This is a genomic window from Patescibacteria group bacterium (assembly GCA_018897295.1).
Lineage (GTDB): Bacteria > Patescibacteriota > Minisyncoccia > RBG-13-40-8-A > RBG-13-40-8-A > JAHILA01.
In genome coordinates, this window is record JAHILA010000007.1 from 1 (window position 1) to 22,388 (window position 22,388).

General features: G+C 37.3%; 28 protein-coding genes, 5 tRNA genes and 1 other annotated feature. Of the genes, 5 read left to right on the forward strand and 28 right to left on the reverse strand.

All coding sequences use genetic code 11. The features are described from left to right. Positions 1 to 303: hypothetical protein (locus KKI21_00905; GenBank protein ID MBU4284774.1), on the forward strand; the 303-nt coding region annotated here is incomplete at its 5' end. A 33-nt stretch (positions 304 to 336) separates the two neighbouring features. Here the strand turns inward: KKI21_00905 and KKI21_00910 are convergent. The 15 genes from KKI21_00910 to KKI21_00980 form a co-directional block, all read right to left on the reverse strand. Continuing rightward, positions 337 to 756: a hypothetical protein gene (locus KKI21_00910; protein MBU4284775.1), complete on the reverse strand. Its 420-nt coding sequence runs from the start codon at positions 754 to 756 to the stop codon at positions 337 to 339. 529 nt (positions 757 to 1,285) lie between these two features. Further along, positions 1,286 to 2,371, reverse strand: coding sequence for a tRNA guanosine(34) transglycosylase Tgt (tgt, locus tag KKI21_00915; GenBank protein MBU4284776.1), 1,086 nt, complete (start codon positions 2,369 to 2,371; stop codon positions 1,286 to 1,288). Beyond that, positions 2,371 to 3,522 (reverse strand): sigma-70 family RNA polymerase sigma factor, encoded by a 1,152-nt coding sequence (locus KKI21_00920; protein MBU4284777.1) that lies wholly within the window; start codon positions 3,520 to 3,522, stop codon positions 2,371 to 2,373. The genes tgt and KKI21_00920 overlap by 1 nt, the downstream gene beginning before the upstream one ends. Beyond that, on the reverse strand, positions 3,509 to 5,251 hold the full coding sequence (gene dnaG, locus KKI21_00925; GenBank protein MBU4284778.1) for a DNA primase: 1,743 nt from the start codon (positions 5,249 to 5,251) through the stop codon (positions 3,509 to 3,511). The genes KKI21_00920 and dnaG overlap by 14 nt, the downstream gene beginning before the upstream one ends. Before the next feature lie 74 nt (positions 5,252 to 5,325). Then, on the reverse strand, positions 5,326 to 6,264 hold the full coding sequence (locus KKI21_00930) for a hypothetical protein (GenBank protein ID MBU4284779.1): 939 nt from the start codon (positions 6,262 to 6,264) through the stop codon (positions 5,326 to 5,328). 122 nt (positions 6,265 to 6,386) lie between these two features. Then, a complete protein-coding gene (locus KKI21_00935; GenBank protein ID MBU4284780.1) occupies positions 6,387 to 6,650 on the reverse strand; it encodes a hypothetical protein in 264 nt (87 codons plus the stop codon). Between the two features lie 64 nt (positions 6,651 to 6,714). Further along, positions 6,715 to 7,437, reverse strand: coding sequence for a C39 family peptidase (locus KKI21_00940; GenBank protein MBU4284781.1), 723 nt, complete (start codon positions 7,435 to 7,437; stop codon positions 6,715 to 6,717). After that, positions 7,438 to 7,525: transfer RNA gene (locus tag KKI21_00945), tRNA-Ser, on the reverse strand. It abuts the gene before it with no gap. Positions 7,526 to 7,530: 5 nt separating this feature from the next. Beyond that, on the reverse strand, positions 7,531 to 7,803 hold the full coding sequence (locus tag KKI21_00950; GenBank protein ID MBU4284782.1) for a hypothetical protein: 273 nt from the start codon (positions 7,801 to 7,803) through the stop codon (positions 7,531 to 7,533). A gap of 4 nt (positions 7,804 to 7,807) precedes the next feature. After that, entirely contained in the window at positions 7,808 to 8,692 is an 885-nt protein-coding gene (locus tag KKI21_00955) for a M48 family metallopeptidase (GenBank protein ID MBU4284783.1), read from the reverse strand. A 3-nt stretch (positions 8,693 to 8,695) separates the two neighbouring features. Continuing rightward, positions 8,696 to 9,571, reverse strand: coding sequence for a UDP-N-acetylmuramate dehydrogenase (gene murB, locus KKI21_00960; protein ID MBU4284784.1), 876 nt, complete (start codon positions 9,569 to 9,571; stop codon positions 8,696 to 8,698). Positions 9,572 to 9,581: 10 nt separating this feature from the next. Further along, positions 9,582 to 10,133, reverse strand: a complete 552-nt coding sequence (locus tag KKI21_00965; protein MBU4284785.1) for a LemA family protein — start codon at positions 10,131 to 10,133, stop codon at positions 9,582 to 9,584. Between the two features lie 47 nt (positions 10,134 to 10,180). Continuing rightward, positions 10,181 to 11,827, reverse strand: coding sequence for a chaperonin GroEL (gene groL / locus KKI21_00970; protein MBU4284786.1), 1,647 nt, complete (start codon positions 11,825 to 11,827; stop codon positions 10,181 to 10,183). Between the two features lie 4 nt (positions 11,828 to 11,831). Then, positions 11,832 to 12,122: a co-chaperone GroES gene (locus KKI21_00975; GenBank protein ID MBU4284787.1), complete on the reverse strand. Its 291-nt coding sequence runs from the start codon at positions 12,120 to 12,122 to the stop codon at positions 11,832 to 11,834. Between the two features lie 12 nt (positions 12,123 to 12,134). Next, positions 12,135 to 13,151, reverse strand: coding sequence for a nucleotidyltransferase domain-containing protein (locus tag KKI21_00980; protein ID MBU4284788.1), 1,017 nt, complete (start codon positions 13,149 to 13,151; stop codon positions 12,135 to 12,137). 87 nt (positions 13,152 to 13,238) lie between these two features. Between KKI21_00980 and KKI21_00985 the strand changes: the two genes are divergently transcribed. Together KKI21_00985 and KKI21_00990 are read left to right on the forward strand one after the other, a co-directional pair. Continuing rightward, on the forward strand, positions 13,239 to 13,661 hold the full coding sequence (locus KKI21_00985; protein MBU4284789.1) for a hypothetical protein: 423 nt from the start codon (positions 13,239 to 13,241) through the stop codon (positions 13,659 to 13,661). A 60-nt stretch (positions 13,662 to 13,721) separates the two neighbouring features. Then, a complete protein-coding gene (locus tag KKI21_00990; protein MBU4284790.1) occupies positions 13,722 to 15,689 on the forward strand; it encodes a hypothetical protein in 1,968 nt (655 codons plus the stop codon). A 60-nt stretch (positions 15,690 to 15,749) separates the two neighbouring features. Here KKI21_00990 and rplL read toward each other — a convergent pair whose 3' ends face one another. The 11 genes from rplL to rpsB form a co-directional block, all read right to left on the reverse strand. Beyond that, complete coding sequence (gene rplL / locus KKI21_00995; GenBank protein ID MBU4284791.1) at positions 15,750 to 16,181, reverse strand: 50S ribosomal protein L7/L12; 432 nt, start codon at positions 16,179 to 16,181, stop codon at positions 15,750 to 15,752. A 4-nt stretch (positions 16,182 to 16,185) separates the two neighbouring features. Beyond that, positions 16,186 to 16,701, reverse strand: coding sequence for a 50S ribosomal protein L10 (gene rplJ / locus KKI21_01000; GenBank protein ID MBU4284792.1), 516 nt, complete (start codon positions 16,699 to 16,701; stop codon positions 16,186 to 16,188). Between the two features lie 74 nt (positions 16,702 to 16,775). Beyond that, positions 16,776 to 16,893, reverse strand: a sequence feature (ribosomal protein L10 leader region). A gap of 22 nt (positions 16,894 to 16,915) precedes the next feature. Beyond that, positions 16,916 to 17,866, reverse strand: coding sequence for an endolytic transglycosylase MltG (mltG, locus tag KKI21_01005; GenBank protein ID MBU4284793.1), 951 nt, complete (start codon positions 17,864 to 17,866; stop codon positions 16,916 to 16,918). 28 nt (positions 17,867 to 17,894) lie between these two features. Beyond that, positions 17,895 to 17,965 (reverse strand) — tRNA-Trp (locus KKI21_01010). A 6-nt stretch (positions 17,966 to 17,971) separates the two neighbouring features. Then, entirely contained in the window at positions 17,972 to 18,130 is a 159-nt protein-coding gene (gene rpmG / locus KKI21_01015) for a 50S ribosomal protein L33 (protein ID MBU4284794.1), read from the reverse strand. Between the two features lie 15 nt (positions 18,131 to 18,145). Beyond that, a tRNA-Thr gene (locus KKI21_01020) sits at positions 18,146 to 18,217 on the reverse strand. Between the two features lie 43 nt (positions 18,218 to 18,260). Next, positions 18,261 to 18,342, reverse strand: a tRNA-Tyr gene (locus tag KKI21_01025). A gap of 5 nt (positions 18,343 to 18,347) precedes the next feature. After that, positions 18,348 to 18,419, reverse strand: a tRNA-Thr gene (locus KKI21_01030). Further along, positions 18,410 to 18,760 (reverse strand): hypothetical protein, encoded by a 351-nt coding sequence (locus tag KKI21_01035; GenBank protein ID MBU4284795.1) that lies wholly within the window; start codon positions 18,758 to 18,760, stop codon positions 18,410 to 18,412. The genes KKI21_01030 and KKI21_01035 overlap by 10 nt, the downstream gene beginning before the upstream one ends. Before the next feature lie 2 nt (positions 18,761 to 18,762). Beyond that, positions 18,763 to 19,212 (reverse strand): translation elongation factor Ts, encoded by a 450-nt coding sequence (gene tsf, locus KKI21_01040; GenBank protein MBU4284796.1) that lies wholly within the window; start codon positions 19,210 to 19,212, stop codon positions 18,763 to 18,765. A 23-nt stretch (positions 19,213 to 19,235) separates the two neighbouring features. After that, the gene (gene rpsB / locus KKI21_01045; GenBank protein ID MBU4284797.1) at positions 19,236 to 19,934 is read right to left on the reverse strand and encodes a 30S ribosomal protein S2; all 699 of its coding nucleotides are present in this window, start codon (positions 19,932 to 19,934) and stop codon (positions 19,236 to 19,238) included. A 95-nt stretch (positions 19,935 to 20,029) separates the two neighbouring features. On the opposite strand from rpsB, the gene rpmE reads away from it, so the two are divergent. Continuing rightward, positions 20,030 to 20,236: a 50S ribosomal protein L31 gene (gene rpmE / locus KKI21_01050; protein MBU4284798.1), complete on the forward strand. Its 207-nt coding sequence runs from the start codon at positions 20,030 to 20,032 to the stop codon at positions 20,234 to 20,236. Next, positions 20,233 to 20,937: a PCRF domain-containing protein gene (locus tag KKI21_01055; GenBank protein MBU4284799.1), complete on the forward strand. Its 705-nt coding sequence runs from the start codon at positions 20,233 to 20,235 to the stop codon at positions 20,935 to 20,937. Before rpmE ends, KKI21_01055 begins: the two co-directional genes overlap by 4 nt. A gap of 70 nt (positions 20,938 to 21,007) precedes the next feature. On the opposite strand, the gene KKI21_01060 is transcribed toward KKI21_01055, so the two are convergent. Together KKI21_01060 and KKI21_01065 are read right to left on the reverse strand one after the other, a co-directional pair. After that, positions 21,008 to 21,247, reverse strand: coding sequence for a hypothetical protein (locus KKI21_01060; protein MBU4284800.1), 240 nt, complete (start codon positions 21,245 to 21,247; stop codon positions 21,008 to 21,010). Positions 21,248 to 22,128: 881 nt separating this feature from the next. Beyond that, positions 22,129 to 22,388, reverse strand: a 260-nt coding sequence (locus KKI21_01065; protein ID MBU4284801.1) for a hypothetical protein, incomplete at its 5' end; no start/stop codon positions are given.

The window sequence follows — 22,388 nt, forward strand, 5'->3', positions numbered from 1 at the left end:
GGCAAAAAGGAAGGGGGTCTGGGGGAAGGAATTTTTGCCCTTTTGCGATTAAGAATAGAGCGTTTCCGCTTTTCTCTGATTAAGAGAAAACCAAAACAGAAAAATTTTCTTTTCCTTTTAAAAGAAAAAATTGCGCGCGAAAAAATTAAAAAATGTAGAGAAAATTTTTCTGTTTTGGTTTGCCGTAGCGGAGCGGAGGCAAGCGGAAACGCACCTCATTCTTGTTCTGGATTTTCTTTGAAAAAAGTTCGGATTTCGTTCAGAATACGGAGCCAAATGGGACGAAGTAAATCTCCCGATTAAGCTGAAATTATCAAAATGTTAAGCAGAAATAAATTAAAAAATGAAAACAATATGCGCAAAATATTTTTTATCATTATAGTATTGGCCGTTATCGTCGCAGGATGCTGGATTTATTTGTCCGTAAACAAAGAACAGGTGTGTTCTTTGTCGAGAGGAACTATTATAACGTCTCTTTGTTGCAAAACTACGGGAGATTTCCCGAATACTTGCCTTATCGGCGCCTGTGGTTGTTCTCCTGGCTACAGCCACGAGGTTAAATTTTGTGACTGCGGTTCTGATAGATGTTTCAACGGAATCCGTTGCAAAAGCGCTGAATAAATCGGAAAAATAAAAACCGCCCGGGGGGCGGCTTTTAAAATTAAAATTATCATTACTGACAGCAATACCGTGTCCAACTGCTCTGATGACAACCTGCGTTGTAGGCCTCATTGCTTGAACGATAACAAAAGCCATTGCAGTAGTATTGTGCAGAATTGGGGCAACAGTGTGATTCTGTCCAACAGAAACCCACTGAACAATGTTGACATCCTATGCTTTTAGTCTGGCCTCCTCCGCCACCACCATTCCCTCCGCCGTCGCTTTGAGTGTGAAAAAACTGATAAATAGATTTGCATGATTGGTCTCCTGTATTAGGGTAATTGCCAACAGCGCAATTATACGAGTACCATACCCAGTATAAAAATAAAACAAGAATCACTATTTGAATAATTGCTTTAATTACTTTGACAACTGGCGGCCTAGACTTTTTTGGGGGCGTTGGTGGGGATTGAACGAGGGCTGGCGGAGTTTCAGCAGTTCTAACTAAACTTGCTCCGCAATTTTTACAAAATTTATCTTCCAGGTTGCTTTTTTGACCGCACTTTGGACAAAAATTTACCATATATGATAATTTTAATTCAGAATTACTGCTTTGTCAATTAAATACACCTATCTATAATGTGTCGCCCGCGTCGACTTGGACACGGATTTTGGCCCGATTTTTTTATATCCTCCCCTTTTTAATTCCTTCCCGGATTTTTTGCATTAAATCCATATAAAATTTCAGATTGTGGATTGTAGCAAGGCGCTGATACAAAGATTCGCCTGATTTGTATAAATGATGCAGATACGCTTTAGAACAATTCTTATCCAGTAAGGAAAAATCTGTTGCGTATTTACTTTTTCCAATTTGGATTTTCTCGTATTTTAAATCCTTGCCTTTAAAAACAAACAATTCCCCGTGCCGCGCATGGCGGGTGGGAATCACGCAATCAAACATATCAATCCCTTGTTTTACTGACTGGATAACCTGCTCTGGATAGCCAATACCCATTAAATAATGCGGTTTGTTTTCCGGAAGTTTATTGGCAAGGAATTTCAAAATCTTATGCGCTTCTGAAAACGGCTCGCCCACAGAAACTCCGCCAATGGCAATGCCATCAAAGCTTAATTTCAATAAATCATCCAAACTCTTTTTGCGCAAATCATTAAAAATACCGCCCTGCACAATCCCGAAAACCAATGGTCTGTTTCCCCCTGCCTGCCGGCAGGCAGGTTTCCATTTTTTCATTAAATCCCTGCTTCTTTTAGCCCAGTCAGTTGTGCGTTTTACTGCTTTTTCCACTCTTTTTTTGTTTTTAGTATATTCCGGGCATTCATCCAAAACCATACAAATATCAGAACCGATTTCTTTCTGGAATTCTAGGGCTTTTTCTGGAGTAAGAAATATTTTTCCTCCGGACTCTGTTGATGAAAATTCCACTCCCCTATTGTCCAATTTCAGTAATTTTGTCAAAGAAAAAATCTGGTATCCGCCAGAATCAGTCAGTATTGGGCCATTCCATTTAATCAATTTATGGACTCCATTGAATTTTTTGATTGTCTTTAATCCTGGCCTGGCCATAAGATGATAAGTATTGGATAAAATTATCGGCACATTAATTTGTTTTAATTCTTCCGTGGTTAAATTTTTAACAGCTCCCTTGGTTGCAATAGACATGAAAAACGGCGTATCTATTTCGCCGTGTTTCACTTTTAATCTGCCGATTCTGGCTTTTGAGATTTTTGATTTTTTAATGACTTTAAACATTAGTATTCTTCCAATTTTTTCAATTTTTGATGTTCGCGGATTTTTTGCAGGGATTTTGCTTCGATTTGGCGGATTCTTTCGCGAGTAACCCTGAATTTTTTACCCACTTCTTCCAATGTATGGGTTATTCCATCTTTTAAACCGAATCTCATTCCCAAAATCTCCTGTTCGCGCTGAGATAAATCAACCAAGATTTCCTGTAGCCAATCCCTTAATAATCTTTGGGCTGCAATCTGATGAGGCATGACAGTTTTTTCATCAACAACAAAATCAGCAAGCGTGCTGTCTTCTTCATCTTCTCCCACAGGCGCTTCCAAGGAAATTGTTTCTTGGGAAATTTTTATAATGTGTCGCACTTTTTCAATTTCCACTCCCATTTCAGTTGCAATTTCTTCGGGCATGGGTTCGCGGCCCAAATCTTGTATTAATCTTCTTTTAATTTGGTTGAATTTACTGATTGTTTCAACCATATGCACCGGGATTCTCACTGTCCTTGACTGGTCAGCCAGGGCGCGGGTAACTGCCTGTCTTATCCACCAAGTTGCGTAGGTGGAAAATTTATATCCTCTTTTGTAATCAAACTTCTCAACTGCCCTGAATAAACCAATGTTCCCCTCCTGAATTAAATCCAGTAAAGTTAAATGCGGGCTTCTACCAACATATCTTTTGGCGATATTTACCACCAAGCGCAAATTGGCTTTTGTAAGCTTTTCCCTTGCATCCTCGTCGCCTTTCAGGATTCTTTTAGCTAATTCTACTTCTTCGTCGCCTGAAATCAAATCTGTTTTTCCAATTTCCTTCAAATACATCTGCACAGAATCAATATTATCCAAATCATCAAGAAGTTTCTTTAATTTTTTCTTTGGTTTATTGGTTCCCTTTTCTGCTTCTACCAAAATTTCGGTTTCGGCTAAAGTTTTTGGGACAAAATCAATATAATCTTTTTTCTCTAAAATCTGTATATGGGCATTTTTCAGGCTGTCGTATAATTCTTCAATGCCTTCAATATCTCTTTCCAAATAAGGAATTGCTTTGATTATTTCCTGTTCAGTAATAAAACCTTTATTTTTGCTTCTAGTAATCATTTTTTGGATTACTTCCGGAGTAATTAATCTCTTTTTTGCGCGGGTTTTTATTTTATGTTTTTTCATAATCTACATTTAATTCGTCTAATTCTTCGATTATTTTACAGGACTTCTCTTTTAATTTATCAACCTCGTCACGCTTTTTTGCATCCTCTGCTTCTTTCATTTCTAGACTGGTTTTTACCAATTCTTCTTTCAGGAAGATTTCTTTCAATGTCTTGATACAGAAATCCATTTCTTTTAACACTTCTTTTTCTTCTATGTTAAGATGTTCTACTTTAAAAATCAAGTAATTCGCCAAGAATTTATCTTCCTCTGATTTTATATTATCCATCCTTATATTCTTGACAAATTTTTTGAGCTCTTCGGTGTTCAAAAGCGATTCATAAAAATTCTTATTCAAATATTCCAGATGTTTCGGATATTTCAACGCCAGACCGAGCAGGATTTCTTCTTTTTCTTTTATGCGCGACCTTTCGGCAAAATGTTCTGACGGTAATTCCTTGCCTTCCTCTCTTGATTTTATCCTGCGCAATGCTTCAACCAGGGTTTTTTCCTCAATTTTTAATTTCGAAGCCAAAACCTGAAGCCAGTGCGCTTGTTCAACCACATTAACGATATTTTTAATCGGGAGTAATAGTTCTTTGGCAATTTCTCTTTTGTGGTCAACGCTCAAGTTTTTCGAGTACTTGCCAAGAGTATTTTCAAAATAAAATTCCATTATCGGTTTTGAATTTTCCAAAACCTGCTTCCATTTTTTCGGATCTTTTTTAATAATTTCTGCCGGGTCTTTCCCATCGGTCTCGGGATTCCAGATTGCCACTTTAAGATTAAATTCAAATTGCTGTGCCAAGGTAATAGCTCTTTTTGTCGCGCTTTCGCCCCCAGTATCAGCATCAAAAGAAAAAACCATATTTTCGGTGTAGCGCTTCAGAGTTTGAAGATGGTCCACTGTCAGCGCGGTTCCGGAAACAGCGATTGTATTTTTGTATCCTGTTTGATGCGCCATTATTAAATCCATCTGTCCTTCAACCGCAATACATTGGTCTTTTTTCCTAATTTCTATTTTTGCTTTGTCTAATCCGTAAATCAACCGGCTTTTATTATAAATCAGAGTTTCCGGAGTATTTACATATTTCCCGACCTTATCGCTTTCATTGCCAAAAACCCTGCCCGTAAATCCCACAATCTGCCCGTTCAAATCCGCCAAAGGAAACATTATTCTGTTGCGAAATCGATCGTAATATCCGCTACCTTTTTCTTTTTTTAAAATCAGCCCAGCTTTTTCAATATCGCCAGCTTTATACCCAATTTCAACTAAATGGTTAAAAACCGCATCCCAGTTATCCGACACATAGCCGATTTTAAATTCCTTAATTGTTTCGGGTTTTAATCCCCTATTTTTTAAATAATCCTGCACTGCTTTATTTTTCCCAAATTCCTTTTGAAAAAAATCAGCTGTTTCCTCGCAGATTTCATATAAGATATTCCTCTGGCTGCGGATTTGCGGGTCTTCTTTTTTCAAAACCACTCCGGATTTTTTTGCCAGAATCCTTAATGCTTCCGGAAACTCAATCCCCTCTATTTTTTGCACAAAACCGAAGATGTCGCCCCCGAAATTGCAGGAAAAACAATGCCAGATTTGTTTGGATGGAGATACAAAAAAAGAGGGAGTTTTTTCCTTATGGAAGGGGCAAAGCGCTTTATAGTCCTTGCCGGCCTTTTTAAGTTTAATATATCCCTCGACAACTTCAACAATATCCAACCGGTTTTTTATTTCGTCGATTGGGCTCATGCTAATATTTTAATTGATATTTTATAAATTGTAAAGAAACGGCCGGCGATTTCCGTGTCGCCGGCCTTAAAACCTCATGTTTTCATCTCCCTCCTCGCCTTATCATGTAAAGCCGCAAGTCCAACAAGTAAAGTAATTTGTTGTATTGGATTGTCCACGTTGTGACAAGCAAATTCATATCCTTGTCCTTCTTGGGGACCAAAGCCGTCCCCGGGATGTAAACCACAGGCATCCCCAGGACAGTCAATATTAAGCCAGCTATTGCTATTCTCTATTCTTGCCCGGATATAATGTTCTTGTCCGAATCTGAAAGGACCAGACATTTTTCTATGAGCAACTTTCATCGCTTCCACCATCTCAGTAATTTCATATCTGTCATTATTCCGAAGATACAAAGACCTCATCCAATCGCACAGTTCAATACTGTACTGTCCACCCAATGAACCTCCGTGCATATCGTTTTGAGTCACAGTAGAAACTATCATCAACTGGGGGGAAAAAGATGATGTCTCTTTATCGGGGAAATGCATCCTGTGAAAGATGGTGGTAAAACTAGCGGAAATCGCATATACCGACTTCCAATCATAAAACCATTCTTTGCCTGTACCATCACATCGAAAACACTCATCTCTAAGAAGCCGATCTCTGCCCGAGCCATTGCAGTATTCACATTTTTTGCTGGTGTGTTTTCTAACTTCAGGAATATTCACGGCAAATTCTGCAAAATCTCCTTTGATTCCGTTAAAAACGAAGCTGTCGTCAAAACCAAAATTTCCAGCCAAGGAACCGTTGAATCTTTTGAATCCAAAATGTTTCATAAAACCTTTTACTATTGGAGCGATTTGTCTGATCGGTTCGGTATTAGCGATAAAATCTCTGTGAATTCTCAAGATTATCGCCGGCTTCTCCTTACGAAAAGATAGTTCGTACCAACACGAAATTCTTTCGCGGATTAGTATTTTCATCTTACCAACCTCCTTATTTATATTTAATATTCTTTTTTGAAAGAACATTAGAATAAAATTCTACCACCTTGCAATCTTTTTGTCAAAAATATTTTTTAAAAAGAAAAATAAAGTGGGAACAAACGTCCCCACTTATCAACACCCAAAAACATGAGCTGGTTTTTAAAAAATCATTTTGATGACTTTTTAGAATTAACGCGTTCATTATCAACAAACTCGTTAATCTTCACAACCAGGTCTTTCATCGCTTGCTTGGCTTGTTCAAGCGTGTCATAAATGGGTTGAGTATTAAGCAGTGGCTTAAAATTATGACCTGGGCCACGGGTTATCCATCCGACGAACTTTCCTGTTTTTTTGTCCGGACCACCAGCATCAACAACAATGTCATCATGATTTCCAGCAATCTCCCAAGCTGTTAATCTTGAAATTCCCATTTTTCCTCCTTATTTTTTCAAAATTTAAGAGCAAATTATAATTTAACAGACAGTTAAACAAATGTCAATGAGAAAATCGAGTAAAGATCACTCGTGCGGGGCCATTAGTTTTATTTAAAGAGGGATTGTAATCGTGCAAAGAATTCATAAATAAATCATAATTGTAGCGATGATTTTTGCCGTTTTTCATATCCCCGTCATCATTAACAATAAATTCCTGCGTTTCATCATTATAACCCACAACTACCAACATATGATAATACGAGCCAATTCTTGAAAATGGGATATTTGGATTTTGCAAATCAAATCCATAATGCAAAGAAATAACTGGCCGGTTTATACGAATTTGCCTCCTGATATCCTCTATTGTCGGATTATCTTTCACAACTGCGTTAAATGAAGTGTAATTATTTATGATTTTGGCGGTTCGCGCTGCATCAGTACTGGCATTGCTGCCATATAATCTGTCTTGAATATCAAATAAATTCTGCATAAAACTTTTTGCCTCTTCAATGCTTACTGATTTTTTTCCTAGATAATATTTTTCCACCATTGCTATACTTGCTTCTTCGCATCCGTTTTTCCAATTGCCTGAAAAATTTCCATCCGGCGCTTCGTTAATATAGGGAACATCCAAAATAAATTTATCGGGTTTTAATATTTCGGTTGTAAGAGCTGACAATAAATTTTCGTTTTCCTGATTGTATTTTTTAATATTAAAAATTAAAACAAAAAACACAAAAACCAGAAACAGGATTGTGATACAAAAAAATAAATATTTTTTCATTGGCGGAAGGGGTGAGATTTGAACTCACGAGCCTCTTTCGAGGCACGGCTTTCCAAGCCGTTCCATTGGACCACTCTGGCACCCTTCCTTGTTCTATTTCTGTTCCAATTCTTCAATCAATTTCTTTCTTAATTCTTCAACCTCGTGCTCGGTTATGCTGTCATTATAGTTATGTTTCAATTTGTGAATCCCTTGTTTTACTTCTCCAAGAGTCAATCCATTTTCCAATTCATTCTCAAAAAAAGCTTTCAAATATTCCTTCTCTTTGCCTGTAAGTTCAGGAATTTCATTTAACTTTTCTTGAAATTCCTTTTTGCTTATCTTTCGCGTATCATCAACGCCTAATAATGTACTTAATATTCCCATAAATTTATAAACCCATTCCGCGCAGGCGCTTTATTCTTTCCTCGACTGGCGGATGAGTCGAAAATAACTTAGTTGGACCTTTAAATGGATTAGTAATATAAAGATGGGCAGTCGCTTTGTTGGCAACCTTTAATGGAACCGGACTCTGAGAAATTTTCTCTAAAGCATTTATCAATCCTTCTGGATAACGGGTCAGAAGCGCGCCAGACGCATCTGCCAAGAATTCTCTTTTTCTGGAAATAGCCAATTGGATTAATTTCGCGATTAGCGGGGATAGAATCAAAAAAACAACTCCAATAATCATTAATATCACATTAATCTGTCCCCCGCCTTCATTATTGCTCTTTCTTCCTTTAAAGAACCTGCCTCTTATAAATATATCAGCCATCATAGAAATTGTGCCGACCAAAACAACCACTACTGTTTGAAGCAAGATATCGCGGTTGCCAATATGGCTCAATTCATGGCTGATTACCCCCTCCAGTTCAGTACGGTCCAGCGTCCGCAATAATCCGTTGGTCACGGCTATTACTGCGTTTTTCGGGTCTCTGCCAGTGGCAAACGCATTCAGAGCCGACTCGTCAATAATGTAAATTCTCGGCAAAGGAAGCCCGGCTGTAATACAAAGATTTTCTACAATGTGATAAAGTTCCGGATTTTCATCGTGCTTAATTAATCTCGCTTTCGAAATCGCCAGAATGATTTTATCAGAATACCAATAACTTAAAACAGACATAAAGACGCTGAATCCGACTGCAAAAAATAAAATCGACTGGCTGTCAAAATAATAACTCAAAAACCAGCCCAAACCGATGATAATTATAAAAAATAGGGAAAATAAAATCCAAGTTTTCCTGATATTTGAACCGATGTGCGTATAAAGCGTCATAATTTATTTCAATATAATAATTTCCTTTTCTAAATCAAATCCCTGCTTTAATTTTACTGTTTTTTTTGCCAAATCAATCAGTTCCAAAACATCCGCGTATTTAGCATTATTTATATTGACAATAAAGTTGGCGTGCTTGTCTGAAATCTGCGCTCCACCGATAATTTTGCCTTTTAATCCGCTTTTTTCGATCAATCCTCCAACAGAAATTTTCTCGTCATTTACCTGGATATTTTTAAATACACAGCCTGCTGACGGCTCCGTAGGATTTTTTGCCTGCCTTTGTGAAATATATTCTTTAATTTTTTTGTCGATTTCTTCTTTACTCCCTTTATTGAATTTCAAAATTGCTGAAAGGATTATAAATCTGTGATTATTCTTAAAAATACTGTTGCGATAATTAAATCCGCAAAATTCAGGTCCGACATCTTTAATTTCCAAGGTTTCTATATCAAGGATTTTGACGATTTCAACTGACCCTGAAATTGATTGGCCAAAAGCCCCTGAATTGCCGCAAACTGCCCCACCAAGCGTTCCGGGGATACCTAATGCCCATTCCAAGCCAGTAAAATCGTTTTTCATTGCTTCTGCCAGTAAACCGTTCAAAGGAGTTCCTGCACCAACCTCAATCCTAAATTCTGGAAGATTTTCAATAAAATTATTTTCCATTTTTATCACCAATCCTCTGAAGCCATCGTCATTTACAAGAAGATTTGAACCGCTGCCTAAAATAAAAAATGGCAATTTTTTCTCTTTTGCCAATTTTATACATCCGATTAAATCATCGGCGTTTTTAACTCGGTAAAAATAATCTGCTTTCCCACCGATTTTAAAAGTCGTATATTGAGCTAACTCAATATCTTTTTCCCAATTATTCATGTTTTTATTATTAGAACTTCACCTGCGGGGCTTCTTTTTCTCCTGCTTCTGCTTCAAAAAACTCCCGTTTTTTGAATCCCAGCATTCCGGCAACAATCCTTGATGGAAATGTTTCAATCTTAATATTCAAATCTCTAACATTGCCGTTATAGAATCTTCTCGCTGCCTGAATTTTATTTTCCGTATCAGATAATTCATTCTGCAACTGTAAGAAATTTTCATTTGCTTTTAATTGCGGATAATTCTCGGCAACTGCAAAAAGCGTTTTCAAAGTTCCGCTCAAAGCATTTTCCGCTTTTCCTTTTTCCTCAATCCCCTGCGCTCCCATTGCCTTTGTGCGCGCATTAGTCACGCTTTCGAATGTCTGTTTTTCATGAGCTGCATAACCTTTGACGGTTTCAATTAAATTCGGAATTAAATCATATCTCCTTTTTAATTGAACATCAATATCAGACCATGCCTCGTTAGTGCGGTTTTTTAATCTAATTAAACCATTAAATACCGCAATCACCCACAAAACTATAGCAGCAACTACTATAAGTATAATATATAATAATGACATAAATTTATTATTAATTAATTGTTAATATTTAGTCGATTCTGACTCGATTAGTATTCCATTGGCGGGGTTCCGCCTTCTTTTTTTTCTTCTGGAATGTCGGTTATTATTGCTTCGGTTGTCAGAAATATTGATGCCATTGAAGCTGCGTTTTGCAAAGCGCTTCGAGTGACTTTAACCGGGTCAATAATTCCTGCTTCCAGCATATTAACTCTTCCTTTTCCCACATCAACAGAATCCGCCTTGGTAAAATCGTATCCTATATTAGTATGTTCTTTTTTCTGAATATCGTCAACAATAATTGAGATATCTTTAATTCCGGCATTCACGGCAATCTGCCTTAACGGAGCGACTAATGCTTTTTTAATTATGCTTACGCCGATTTTTTCTTCTGCTGATAAATTATCCTTGATAAATTCATCAAGCATATATGCGGCTTTTGCCAGAGCAGCTCCGCCGCCAGGCACAATACCCTCTTCAATAGCAGCCCGTGTTGCATTCAAGGCGTCTTCAATCTTAAATTTTTTGTATTTCATTTCCGCTTCTGTTGCTGCGCCGACTTTAATTATTGCTACCCCGCCGGCCAGTTTCGCCAATCTTTCCTGCAGTTTTTCTTTGTCAAAACCTGATTCAGTATTTTCCAACTGCGTTTTAATCTGTTTTATTCTGTTTTCAATTTCCGATTTCTCTCCTTTTCCGCCGACGATAGTGGTTTTTTCTTTTGTGGAAACTATTTTGTCTGCCTGGCCCAGCATATTTAATTCAGTATTTTCAAGTTTCAGTCCGGCTTCCTCGGAAATAAGTTTTCCTCCAGTCATAATCGCAATATCCTGCATCATTTCCTTTCTCCTGTCGCCATAACCCGGCGCTTTTACTGCCAAGGCATTAAATGTTCCTCTTAATTTGTTTACCACTAAAGTTGCTAAAGCTTCGCCTTCCACTTCTTCGCCGATTATCACTAAAGTTTTCTTGCCTGCCTGGCTCATTTTTTCCAACAGAGGCAGGATATCGTTGATTGCGGAAATTTTATGGTCAGTAATTAAAATATACGGGTCGCGATATTCGGCCTCCATTCTTTCGGCATTAGTAATCATATAATGCGAAATATAGCCGTTATCAAACTGCATTCCCTTAACCAGTTCTTTTGACAAGCCAAATGTCTGGGATTCTTCAACCGTTACCACGCCGTCTTTACCGACTTCTTCTATTATATCAGCAAGTAAATCCCCGACTTCTTTATCCTCGCTAGCAATGGTAGCCACTTGGGAGATTTCTTTTTTATCCTTAACCGGCTTTTTTATTGCATTCAATGCTTCAATGGTTGCTTTTACTGCTTTATCAATTCCTTTTTTAATTTCCAGCGGGTCACTGCCAGCAGTAACATTTTTTAAACCCTCTTCAATTATTGCTTGAGCTAAAACAACTGCCGTGGTTGTGCCGTCGCCAGCTACATTATTGGTTTTTTCCGCCACTTCCTTAATCAATTCCGCGCCCATATTCTGGAATTTCTCCGGAAGTTCAACTTCCTTGGCAACAGTCACTCCATCATTAGTAATAATTGGCGTGCCAAAACCCTTATCCAAAACCACATTTCTGCCTTTTGGGCCAAGGGTCAAGCGCACAGTATTAGCTAATTTATCAACGCCTTTTTTTAGCTCCTGACGAGCATCTTCATTGAATTTAAATTGTTTCGCCATAATTTTAATTTATAATTGCCAGAATGTCCTCTTCTTTGGCAATTAAATACTCTTTATCATCAATTTTTACTTCATTCGGACCATATTTAGTAAATAAAACAACGTCTCCGACTTTAACTGTCATTAAGATACGTTTTCCATTATTGTCTATTCTACCTGCGCCAATAGCAATAACTTTGCCTTGTTCGGGCTTTTCTTTATCCGTGGTATCAGGAAGCACAATTCCTGATTTTGTCAGTTCCTCCTTGGAAGCGGGCTCAATAAGAACCCTATCTTCTAATGGTTTGATATTCATATTTTTTTTCACTTAGTTTTTATTTAATCCTGAATTTTTTTCAATTATTTCAAAACCTAATTCTAACATTTTCTGATTATACTTGTCAATAATACCTGCTTCTGGAGAATCGGGGTGGAATTCAAGCTGGTTGTCATTAACCACTATTCTTCCTTCTCCTTGATTCTGCGAGGAATGCTTTTTAATATGCCTTTTTTGGAAAAATCTCAATATTTTTTCCAAGATATTTCCGATAAAAGTATTCAAAATTATTTCATTGACTCGGGCAATAAATCTTAAAAGGGAATTAATTTTGATGCTTTGCTGATTTTTCAGTTTTTGGAAATCATAAAAAGCCAAATAATTATTCATCCAATTGTTTTCCTGCTGGAATTTATTGTAAATCCCCTTTTCCCCTTCCAAAATCGGAACTAAATGAGCATAGGTCTGGGCATTATATAAACTCGGAAAATTTATTTTTAAGGATTCATCAGCAATATAATGGTTAAGGCAAAAACGTCCTGCGGTTTTTTTACCATACCTGCGCTCTCCAATAATCTGGAAAAATAAAGTTGCCATAAATCTCGCTGTCCAGATTCTTTTATTCTTCGCGACTATCAGTAAATCTATATCGCTTTCTTTTTTGGCATTATACATTGCCAGAGAGCCGCTGACTGCAACCATTTTTATATAAGGAATAAATTGAAGCCACTTAACAATTTTTTTTGTTTTCTTCCACATTTCGTCTGAAATTTTCTGGCGCTCAATGCGGATTTTAATAATCTCTCCATTGCCTTTTAAAAAATAAAATCCGTTTTTTTCTTCAATATAAAAACTTAAATTCCTGTTTTTTAATACTTCTAAAACATCAATCAATTCAATTTTTCCAATTGGTTCAATTTCAGTGTCAGAAACAACACCTAAAAGCTCGACAATATGTAAAGGATTTATTAAATATTTAAAAACCTCAAATCCGGTCAAAGGATAATCCAATACATCATAATACGTAATAGTAGTAATAATAGATTTTTCAAGCAGATTAAGATTCATAATTAAATCTTATCAATTATAAAACCAAAGGTAAACTATTGACAAAACTTGATAATGAGCGTATAATTATATCATAGGAGGATTAAGATGAATATAAAAGAAAAAGATTCGCTCTTTCTTTTGTTCTTTGCCAGTTTGGGCCTTGGCGTGGGCATTTCTTTAATGATCAAACTGGGCGCCGATCCAGTGCCTGTATTGTTCATCGGCCTAATCATTATTTTGGCCGCGGGCATGATCTTCGGCCTGTTTCCCAGACGGATTCCCGGCCTAGCATTTAGTTCAAGCGTCAAGCTGCGTTTCGCCGTGTATATCGGCACAGTCATTTTGCTGAGTGTTGGCTTGGGTCTCAATCTAAGCGTCATCTTGCGTATTGAACCGAATGTCGGCCACTGGTACATCGGTCTAGCTATGGGAATCATCGCCGGTGCAGGAATGATTTTTGGCATTTGTTTAAGCGCGTTTATGAAATGGCTAGCCAGGACAATTATATCCCTGGCAAAGGGGTGGTGAAAACCACCCCCTTTTTTTATTTAATTCATTTTCCAATAAAATTCTGCTATAATTATTTGTATGGATTCGGAAAATCTCAATTTGTATTTCCGCGAAATAATTTTCCAAGACCCCAAAGCCAAAAAGGATTCGGTCTGCGGGGTTTTTTCTTATGAAGCAATGAATATTGAGGATGCCCAGCTGGGAAATCTTTATCTAGTCGGTAAAATTTCCAATGTTCCGAAAAAAAAATATAAAAATTCCGACTTTCTTTTGAATCTTCTGGCGTCCGTGATTAAAAGAGAGTTCTATTCGAATCACCAAAGAACGTCTTTGGAAGCGCTGGAATCAGCATTGCAAGGCGCGAATATCTATTTGTCTGATTTCGTCAAAAAGGGGCATGATGAGTGGATCGGAAATCTGCATTTTGCCTGCCTTTGTTTTCATCAAAATAATATTCACGTTGCCCAAACCGGAAATATGGTTGTCCAATTATCTAGAAACGGCACGTTAAGCAATATCAGCAAAAAATTCCAAAACCAGGAAAAACCAGAGCCGATTAAAACCTTTTCCAACCTTGCCAGCGGAAGAATAGAGCGCGGAGACAAAATTATTGCTGCCACCTATGATATTTCGGATATTTTGTCCCCACAAAAGACCAAAGAACTTATTTCCCATCCGACAACTGATAAACTTTACCATTATATCAAAGATAACCTTTCTGTTTCTTCCCTGGCCTGTCTGCTTCTGGAAGCAGGAACCAACCCCCCTAAAGAATTGAAAAAAAAAGAAATCCTTGAAACAAAGGAAATAGCGATTGAAATTACGTTCAATTTTAAAGAAATACTTGATTCAAGTGTAGAAAAAATAAATAAAATAATAAAAGACCAAATTACTTTCCCGAACAAGATAACAACTCTTGCTTTAAAACATCACCTTGTCAAATACCTTGCAGTTTTATTCCTGTTTTTTGTAATTATTCTCTCCCCTTTCCTGATTGAAAAAATATCCTCTGATATTAAAATAAGAAAAATGAATCACTTTATCCAAAGGACTCAGGAAAATGTCGAGCGCAGCGAATTATCCCTGATTTATCAAAATCAATCAGAAGCCAGGGCATTATTAAAACAATCGGAAGAATTATTAAAAAACGCCAACTTGTTATTCAATAAACTACCTGAAAAAGCGCAGGAGAAAATCCTTCCCGACTTACAATTAATACAAAGCCGATTCGATAAACAAAAAAATAGCCTGAATAATGTTATTAATATTATAGAGATAGAAAGAATCGCTGACTTGTCAAAAAACAACTACAATTTTAATCCACTGGGAATATTAAAGCTGGGAGACCTTCTTTATCTCTACGAACTGACTTCAGGATTTGTTTATAAAATCGATTTGATTGATAATTCTTCCGAGCTTGTTTTTCTGTCCTCAAAAGATACTTTCAAGCTTGGAACTGCCACCGACACGGAAATTCTGCTGCTTGCTAATCCAACAAAGGTTTCCACCTATAATATAAACGAGAATTATAATATCTGCCTTCTGAAGCCGAATCTTGAAAATACTCTTAATATAAAGGATATGGCCAGTTATGACGGGAATTTGTTTTTCCTGGATATCCAGAAATTGAATATTTTCAAATATTCCCGCACGCAGGATATCCTAAATGGCGCTGAATGGATTGTTAAAGGCCCAACAGACGAATTAAAAGACGCGGTCTCTTTGACAATTGACGGAGATGTATTTGTGTCCAGAGAAAACGGGATGATTGTCCAATATTCCCAAGGCAAAAAAATCAAGGAAATAAAGTTCGATATCAGTCCTCGATTATCGCAGGCTGGGCAGATATTCACTTCAGTAAACATGAAAAACCTGTATATTTTAGACCCTTTAAATAACCGCATAATCTCCTACAATAAAAAGGACGGATTAATAAAACAATACGCAATATCGGAATTGACCAACCTTAGGGATCTCTGGGTCACATCCGACGAAAAATCAATCTATCTGCTGAACGGGCTGGAAATCTGCAAGATAGAAATTTAATTTTAATAGAGAAACCCCGTCCGCCAGCTGGCGGACGGGGTTTTTATACAAGATCTTAAATTATTTCAATTCAACTGTCGCTCCTGCCTCTTCAAGTTTCTTTTTTATCTCTTCTGCATCTTCCTTTTTCAGATTTTCCTTAATTACTTTCGGTGCGGCATCAACAACATCTTTGGCTTCCTTTAATCCAAGTCCGGTTATCTCTCTTACGGCTTTGATAACCTGAATCTTTTGCGCGCCGGCGTTTTTCAATTCGACATTAAAAGACGTTTTTTCTTCTTTGGCTTCGACCTCGGTCGGAGTCCCGACAGCTGTCGGGACGGCTACTACTGAACTAACGCCGAATTTCTCTTCCAGAATTTTAACTAATTCAGCCAAATCTAATACTGACATTTTTTCAATCTCATCAACTATTTTCTTAAATTTTTCCGGCACTTTTATTTCCTTCTTGTCCTCCGTAGTTTTAACGGAGGAGGATTTTTCCTCAGTCATATTTTTATTTATTAATTTTTATAGCATTTAGAACGCCAAGTAAATTTCTTAAATTGCCTTCCAATGCATTTACTAAACCACTAATTGGACCTTTAATACAGCCAACAATCTTGGCCAATAAGATTTCTTTTGAAGGAATTTTTGATAATTCTTTAATTTCAATGACAGACAAAACTTTGCCTTCAACCATTCCTCCTAAAATCTTAAAATCAGCATTTTCCCTGCTTAATTTGGTAAGGACTTTAATTAATGATAGTGGATCTTGATACCCGAAACTCACTGCCAATGCGCCGTTGAATCCGGATAAATCTATTTCCTTTTTCTCCTTTTTAAGAGCCAGTTCCATTAAGGATTTTTTAGCCACTTTGTATTCTGCCTCCAGCTTTTTTAATTCCCTTCTGATTTTTTGGATGTCTTTTACCTTAACCCCTTTAGCGTCAGTAAAAATTAAAGATTTCTGACGCTTGATTTTGTCAGCTAATTGTTCAACTATTTCTTCTTTTCGTTTTCGAGTTAACATACCCCGTAGTAGATTTCCGACTAATTAAGATTTATTTGTTGCCCCGCAACAGTCGGAAATTCACTACGGGGCATATATTTAATAAAAAATCTGTGATTAATAACCACAGACAAAAATGCTTTTCATTGTCCTCGGCAGGATTTATCCCGCAACTGCGGGACCTGCTGTCTGTGGATATATATAGCTTATTATAATAAAAATTACCTGTCAACCTTTATTCTAGATACTTCGCTTTATTAGTATTGTGCTCCTCTAGGGTTTTGGAAAATATGGTTGTGCCGTCGCTGGCAGAAAGAAAGAAATAATAATCCGTTTCCTTGGGATTAAGCGCTGCTTTAATTGCTGACAGCCCTGGATTATTAATCGGCGCAGGCGGCAAGCCGAGATTAGTATAAGTATTATACAACGATTTTACGCGCGTATCCTCATAAGAATATTGTTTCTTTTCTACACCCAGAATATAGGCAATAGTAGCGCAAGACTGCAAAGGAATATTATTTTCAATTCTTTTCCAAAAAATACCCGACACAATTACCCTATCCTCATCGCTGACCACTTCTCTTTCTATAATGCTCGCCATAATTACTGCATTCGGCAATTTCATACTGGAATCAATCAATAAATCCTTAGAAATATCTTCTCCTATCTTTTTCATGAAATTATCCGACATTTTTTTAACTACTATATCAACACTTGATTTTCTTTCAAAATAATACGTATCTGGAAATAAATAACCTTCTTTTTCTTTTGGCAGTTTATCCTCTTCTTTTAAAACTCCCGAGGCAATTAATCTCTCTTCAATTTTCTTATTGGTCCAGCCCTCGGGTATCGTAACTTTAACATAATTCTCGCTTATTTCGCCATTGGTAATCATCCTAGCAATTTTTAAAACGCTCATTTTGGAATCCAATAAATATTCCCCTGCCTGCAAATGAACATTGTATCCTTTAATCCAAGCATAAAAAACAAAAACCCATTTACTGCCTATCAGCCCCTCATCTTTTAATTTCTGCCCGATTTCATCCGACCCCCAACCTTTTTCGATTTTTATCAATTTTTCTTGACCATCGCATTTTGCTGTAATCAAACTCAAAATTAATATCACTGCAAAGATAGCAGAAAAAAATATAATTACGAATTTCTTATTTAAAAATAAATCTTTCATATAGTGGCTAAAGTATATCGTTAATAATCGGGTCTGGAGAGAATCGAACTCCCGTCAATGGTTTTGGAGACCATCGTTTTACCACTAAACTACAGACCCTTAATTTTATTTTTTAGTTTCTTTATGCGCCGTATTTTTTCTGCACCATCTGCAGAATTTTTTCAATTCCAATTTTTTCTCAACAGTTTTTTTATTCCTGCGAGTGTAGTGATTGATGCGCTTGCATTCTTCGCAAGCCAATTTAACTATAAAATCTTTTTTCATAAATATTTTTACTTTAGCCGACGGTGAGAATTGAACTCACGACCAACTCCTTACCATGGAGGTGCTCTACCGCTGAGCTACGTCGGCAAAATGGGCTTGCCCACCGAAGCTCCGCGAAGCGGAGCGAAGGTGGGAGCGGGAGGACTCGAACCTCCGAAGCCGTGAGGCGACAGATTTACAGTCTGTTGCAATTGCCGCTATGCGACGCTCCCAGATTAGCCATCTCTCGGATTCGAACCGAGGACCTACTGTTTACAAAACAGTTGCTCTACCGCTGAGCTAAGATGGCAAATCAAAGTCTTCATTATCCTCTTCATCTTTATTCTTTCTTTCTTGCCCTTTTTTTCTTAAATGGCCAACCAATTTTGCCAAAAAATTATCAAGTTTTAAAACAAATACTTTGAATTTCCTTAAAAACTTTTCTGTCCGAGGCATAATTGACTCATGTAAAAGGTCGCTCTGGTTGGCATTCTTTTTTATCCCCTGCCATGTATTGTAGATTTTCTGCCATAAAGAATTTTTTTCAAAAGAACTACGGGGATAATTTAAAAGAACAGGGATTTTTCTAAAAGTTATAATTAGAAACCCTGCAATACCAACTCCTAAAAGAATTTGGAAAACGAGAATCATATTTATAATTCAAATCTCGTAAATCTGCTTACTTTAATGTTTTCCCCTAGTTTTGCTATTTTATTTTCAATCAAACTTTTAACAGTAATTTCCGGGTCTTTCACAAACGGCTCCTCTAAAAGCGACTTTTCATCTTTTGAATCCATTCCGGCAATATGCATAGCAATGTCATGAGCCAATTCCCTGAATTCGCTGTTTCTGGCAACAAAATCTGTTTCGCATTTTAATTCCAGTAATACGCCGACTTTGGCGTTACTGTGCACATATGCTTCAATAATTCCCTGCCCTGCGCTTCTTTCGGATTTTTTCATTGCCGTGAGTTTATTTTTCTCCTGCAAGATTTTCAATGCTTTTGCCTCGTCGCCTCCCACATCTTCAAGTGCTTTTTTGCAATCCATCATTGAGGCGCCGGTTTTTTCCCTTAATTTTCTGACTAATTCTGCTACTACCATATATTATTTACTTGCCCCGTCATTTATGCGGGGATAATTACTTTTTCAATTTGATTAAGCATAAATTGAAGCGCGCTGATTGCTTCATCATTAGAAGGAATCACATAATCAACCAGAGAAGGATTGCTGTCCGTATCAACCAAAGCGATGACAGGTATCTTTTTTATTTTTGCCTCTCTTATCGGAGTTATATGCTCTTTTACGCCCAAAACGAAAATTGCCTCCGGTAGTTCTTTTAAGTCTCTGATACCGTTAAAATTCTTTTTCAGCTTCTCTATTTCTTTGTCAAAATGCTTCTGTTCTTTTTTGGTATACTTTTTTAATCCTCCTTCTTCTCTCTTTTTTTCCAAATCAACGAAATAGTCGATTCTCTTTCTAATGGTTTTGAAATTGGTCAAAAGCCCGCCAATCCAGCGCAAAGACACATAAGGCATTTTGCAATTTTTGGCTGTTTCTTCTATTAAAGATTGGCATTGAGGCCGGATGCCGACAAAAAGAATTTTCCCGTCATTTTTAATAATCCCCTCAATAAATTCCAAAGCAATTTCCATGTTTTCAATTGTCTTTTCCAAATCAATAATATGGATATTGTTTTTCAATCCATAAATATATTGCTCCATTTTTGGATGGCGGTTGGATTTTTTGTGCCCGAAATGAACCCCGGCTTTAAACATTTCTTTAACCAGTTCTTCTGAAACCATTGTTTTTTTGTCTTCAGTCATATAAAAAGCATACTATCATAATAATTTAAATAAATCAACATTTACCCCGCAACTGCGGGGTTGACTTTCGTATATTTATATTATATCATTATCTCATGAAAAAGGATATCCATCCTAAATACTATAAAGACGCAATAATCCACTGTTCTTGTGGAAAAGTTTTTAAAATGGGCGCAACTAATCCTGAAATGCATATCGAGGTTTGCAGTTCCTGCCACCCTTTTTATACTGGACAAGACAAAATTCTTGATTCTGCCGGGCGGGTGGAAAAATTCAAAAAGAGATTGGCTAAAAAGAAATGAATGCAAATCCAAACAGCGCAATAATTGAAATTAGGGCTGGAGCAGGTGGCGATGAAGCCACTTTATTTGCAACCGATTTATACAGAATGTATTCCAGGTTTGCTGAAAAGCAGGGCTGGAAAACTAAGACATTGGATGATAATGTATTGCAAGTATCAGGACCGAATGCTTATGAATACTTAAAACAAGAAGGCGGGGTGCATCGGGTGCAGAGGATTCCTAAAACAGAAAAAAGCGGAAGAATTCATACTTCCACTGCGTCGGTCGCAATACTGCCTTCAATTGAACAAAAAGAATTAGAAATAAAGCCGAGCGACTTAAGAATTGATACTTTTCGCTCATCCGGACCGGGTGGGCAATATGTAAATAAAACCGAATCAGCAGTTCGAGTTACTCATATTCCAACTGGATTTGCTGTTGCTTCACAAAGAGAAAGAAGCCAAGGCGCAAATAAAGAAACCGCGATGAACCTTTTAAGGTCGCGGATTTTTGCTTTTTTAGCCCAGAAAGATATGCAGAAAACCGAGAAAGAAAGAAATTCCCAAATCGGCACAGCCGACCGCTCGGAAAAAATTAGGACTTACAATTTTCCCCAGGACCGAATCACCGACCACCGCATTAAAAAAGAATGGCACAACATCGACCGCATTTTAGACGGCGACCTCTGGCCAATCATCAAAAAGTTTCAAAAAGCGGAATAAATAAAAAAAAAGAACGTCAGAGCAACTTAATAAGTTGATAACGTTCTTGGACCTGAGATTCTCGCTGGTTTTAAAGCGTTTTAACTTTTTCCAAAAACGCCTTTTCAATGTAGGAGGGAAGGTCTTCCTTCCCTTTCTCGCAGCTGCCATCACAGGGTTTTACATAGTAATGAATTCTTGTTTCGCAATTCTCTTGGCTGATATGGTATTTCTTTCCTTCGTGTTCCACGCACCAGTTATAACCATAGTGAACGAATCCATCAGGACCACCATGACCAATGTTATAATGATCAAAAAGTAAACCTTTCATAATTGCCTCCTTAAAGAACAAATTTTATTCTATCATAATTATACACCCAATATAAAAATCTGTCAAGCACCGACAGATTTTTTCCGAATCTTAGTAAATTTTAATATTCTAATTTCAAACCTAATTTATCGGCAATTTGTTGAAACTATTAATTTAGAAAATTCTTTTTTCAAATCGTCTAAATCAAGTTTAGTGGCAACCTCTTCCCTGGTAGCAAATACAGTTATTAATTTTTGGATATCTTTATCATCTAACATAGTTTAATTATACTTCGTCTGAAATTTTTATGTCAATGTTAAATTTTTTAAAATAACCTCTGGCCAATCATCAAAAAATTCTCAGTCATACTATTTATGGCTCATTAATATTGTTTCTAGATGAAGTTGGTAAAATGCTTGGCGGTTGGAAAAAAAGTTTGCAAGAAAAAACTTCCACCAATAGATAGTGGAAGAAATCAAATGGGTCGCAGAAGCAGAGCAGGCAGTTGTTGTTGTTCCAGACATTCTCGAAATTGCCGAGATTGAAGTTCCAGTCTCCGTCCGAGTTCCGATTCACATTCGGCACCCTGTGGTTACCATCGGCTTACCTGCCTAAAGCAATATTACAATACGCCCTCTGTATCACTGAGAGCAACTCCAGTCACTCTTTGTATTTTATGTTGAGTCTAATATACTCATTAGCGCACTGCACCGACTAATTTGATTTTTTCATAAGAGGTTGCACTCATTCATAAGGCATGCCCGATGAATTACTCGCATATTCCTTTTACGGGAATTCGATGACGTGAAACCTTAGCCGCACGTCAAATCTAATATCTGAGTATATGATATATAAAAAATGGAGCCCTTGCAAGCAAGGGCTCCCCAAAGTTTCAAAGAACCTTAGTCGCAGAAACAGAGCAGGCAGTGGTCGTTGTACCAGACATTCTCGAAAGTGCCGAGATCGAAGTACCAGTCTCCGCCCGAGTACCGACGCACATGCGGCACCCTGTGGGAACCATCGGCATCTTTCCAAAGAGCTTCCTTCTCATCAAAGGAAACATACCAGTAGCCCTTGGGCAAATCTTCTCGCTTCTGTTCAAAGACGAGAGAAACGCCTTGGGCACCGGTCAGAACTACGTTCTGAGTTTTGAGAAACGCCA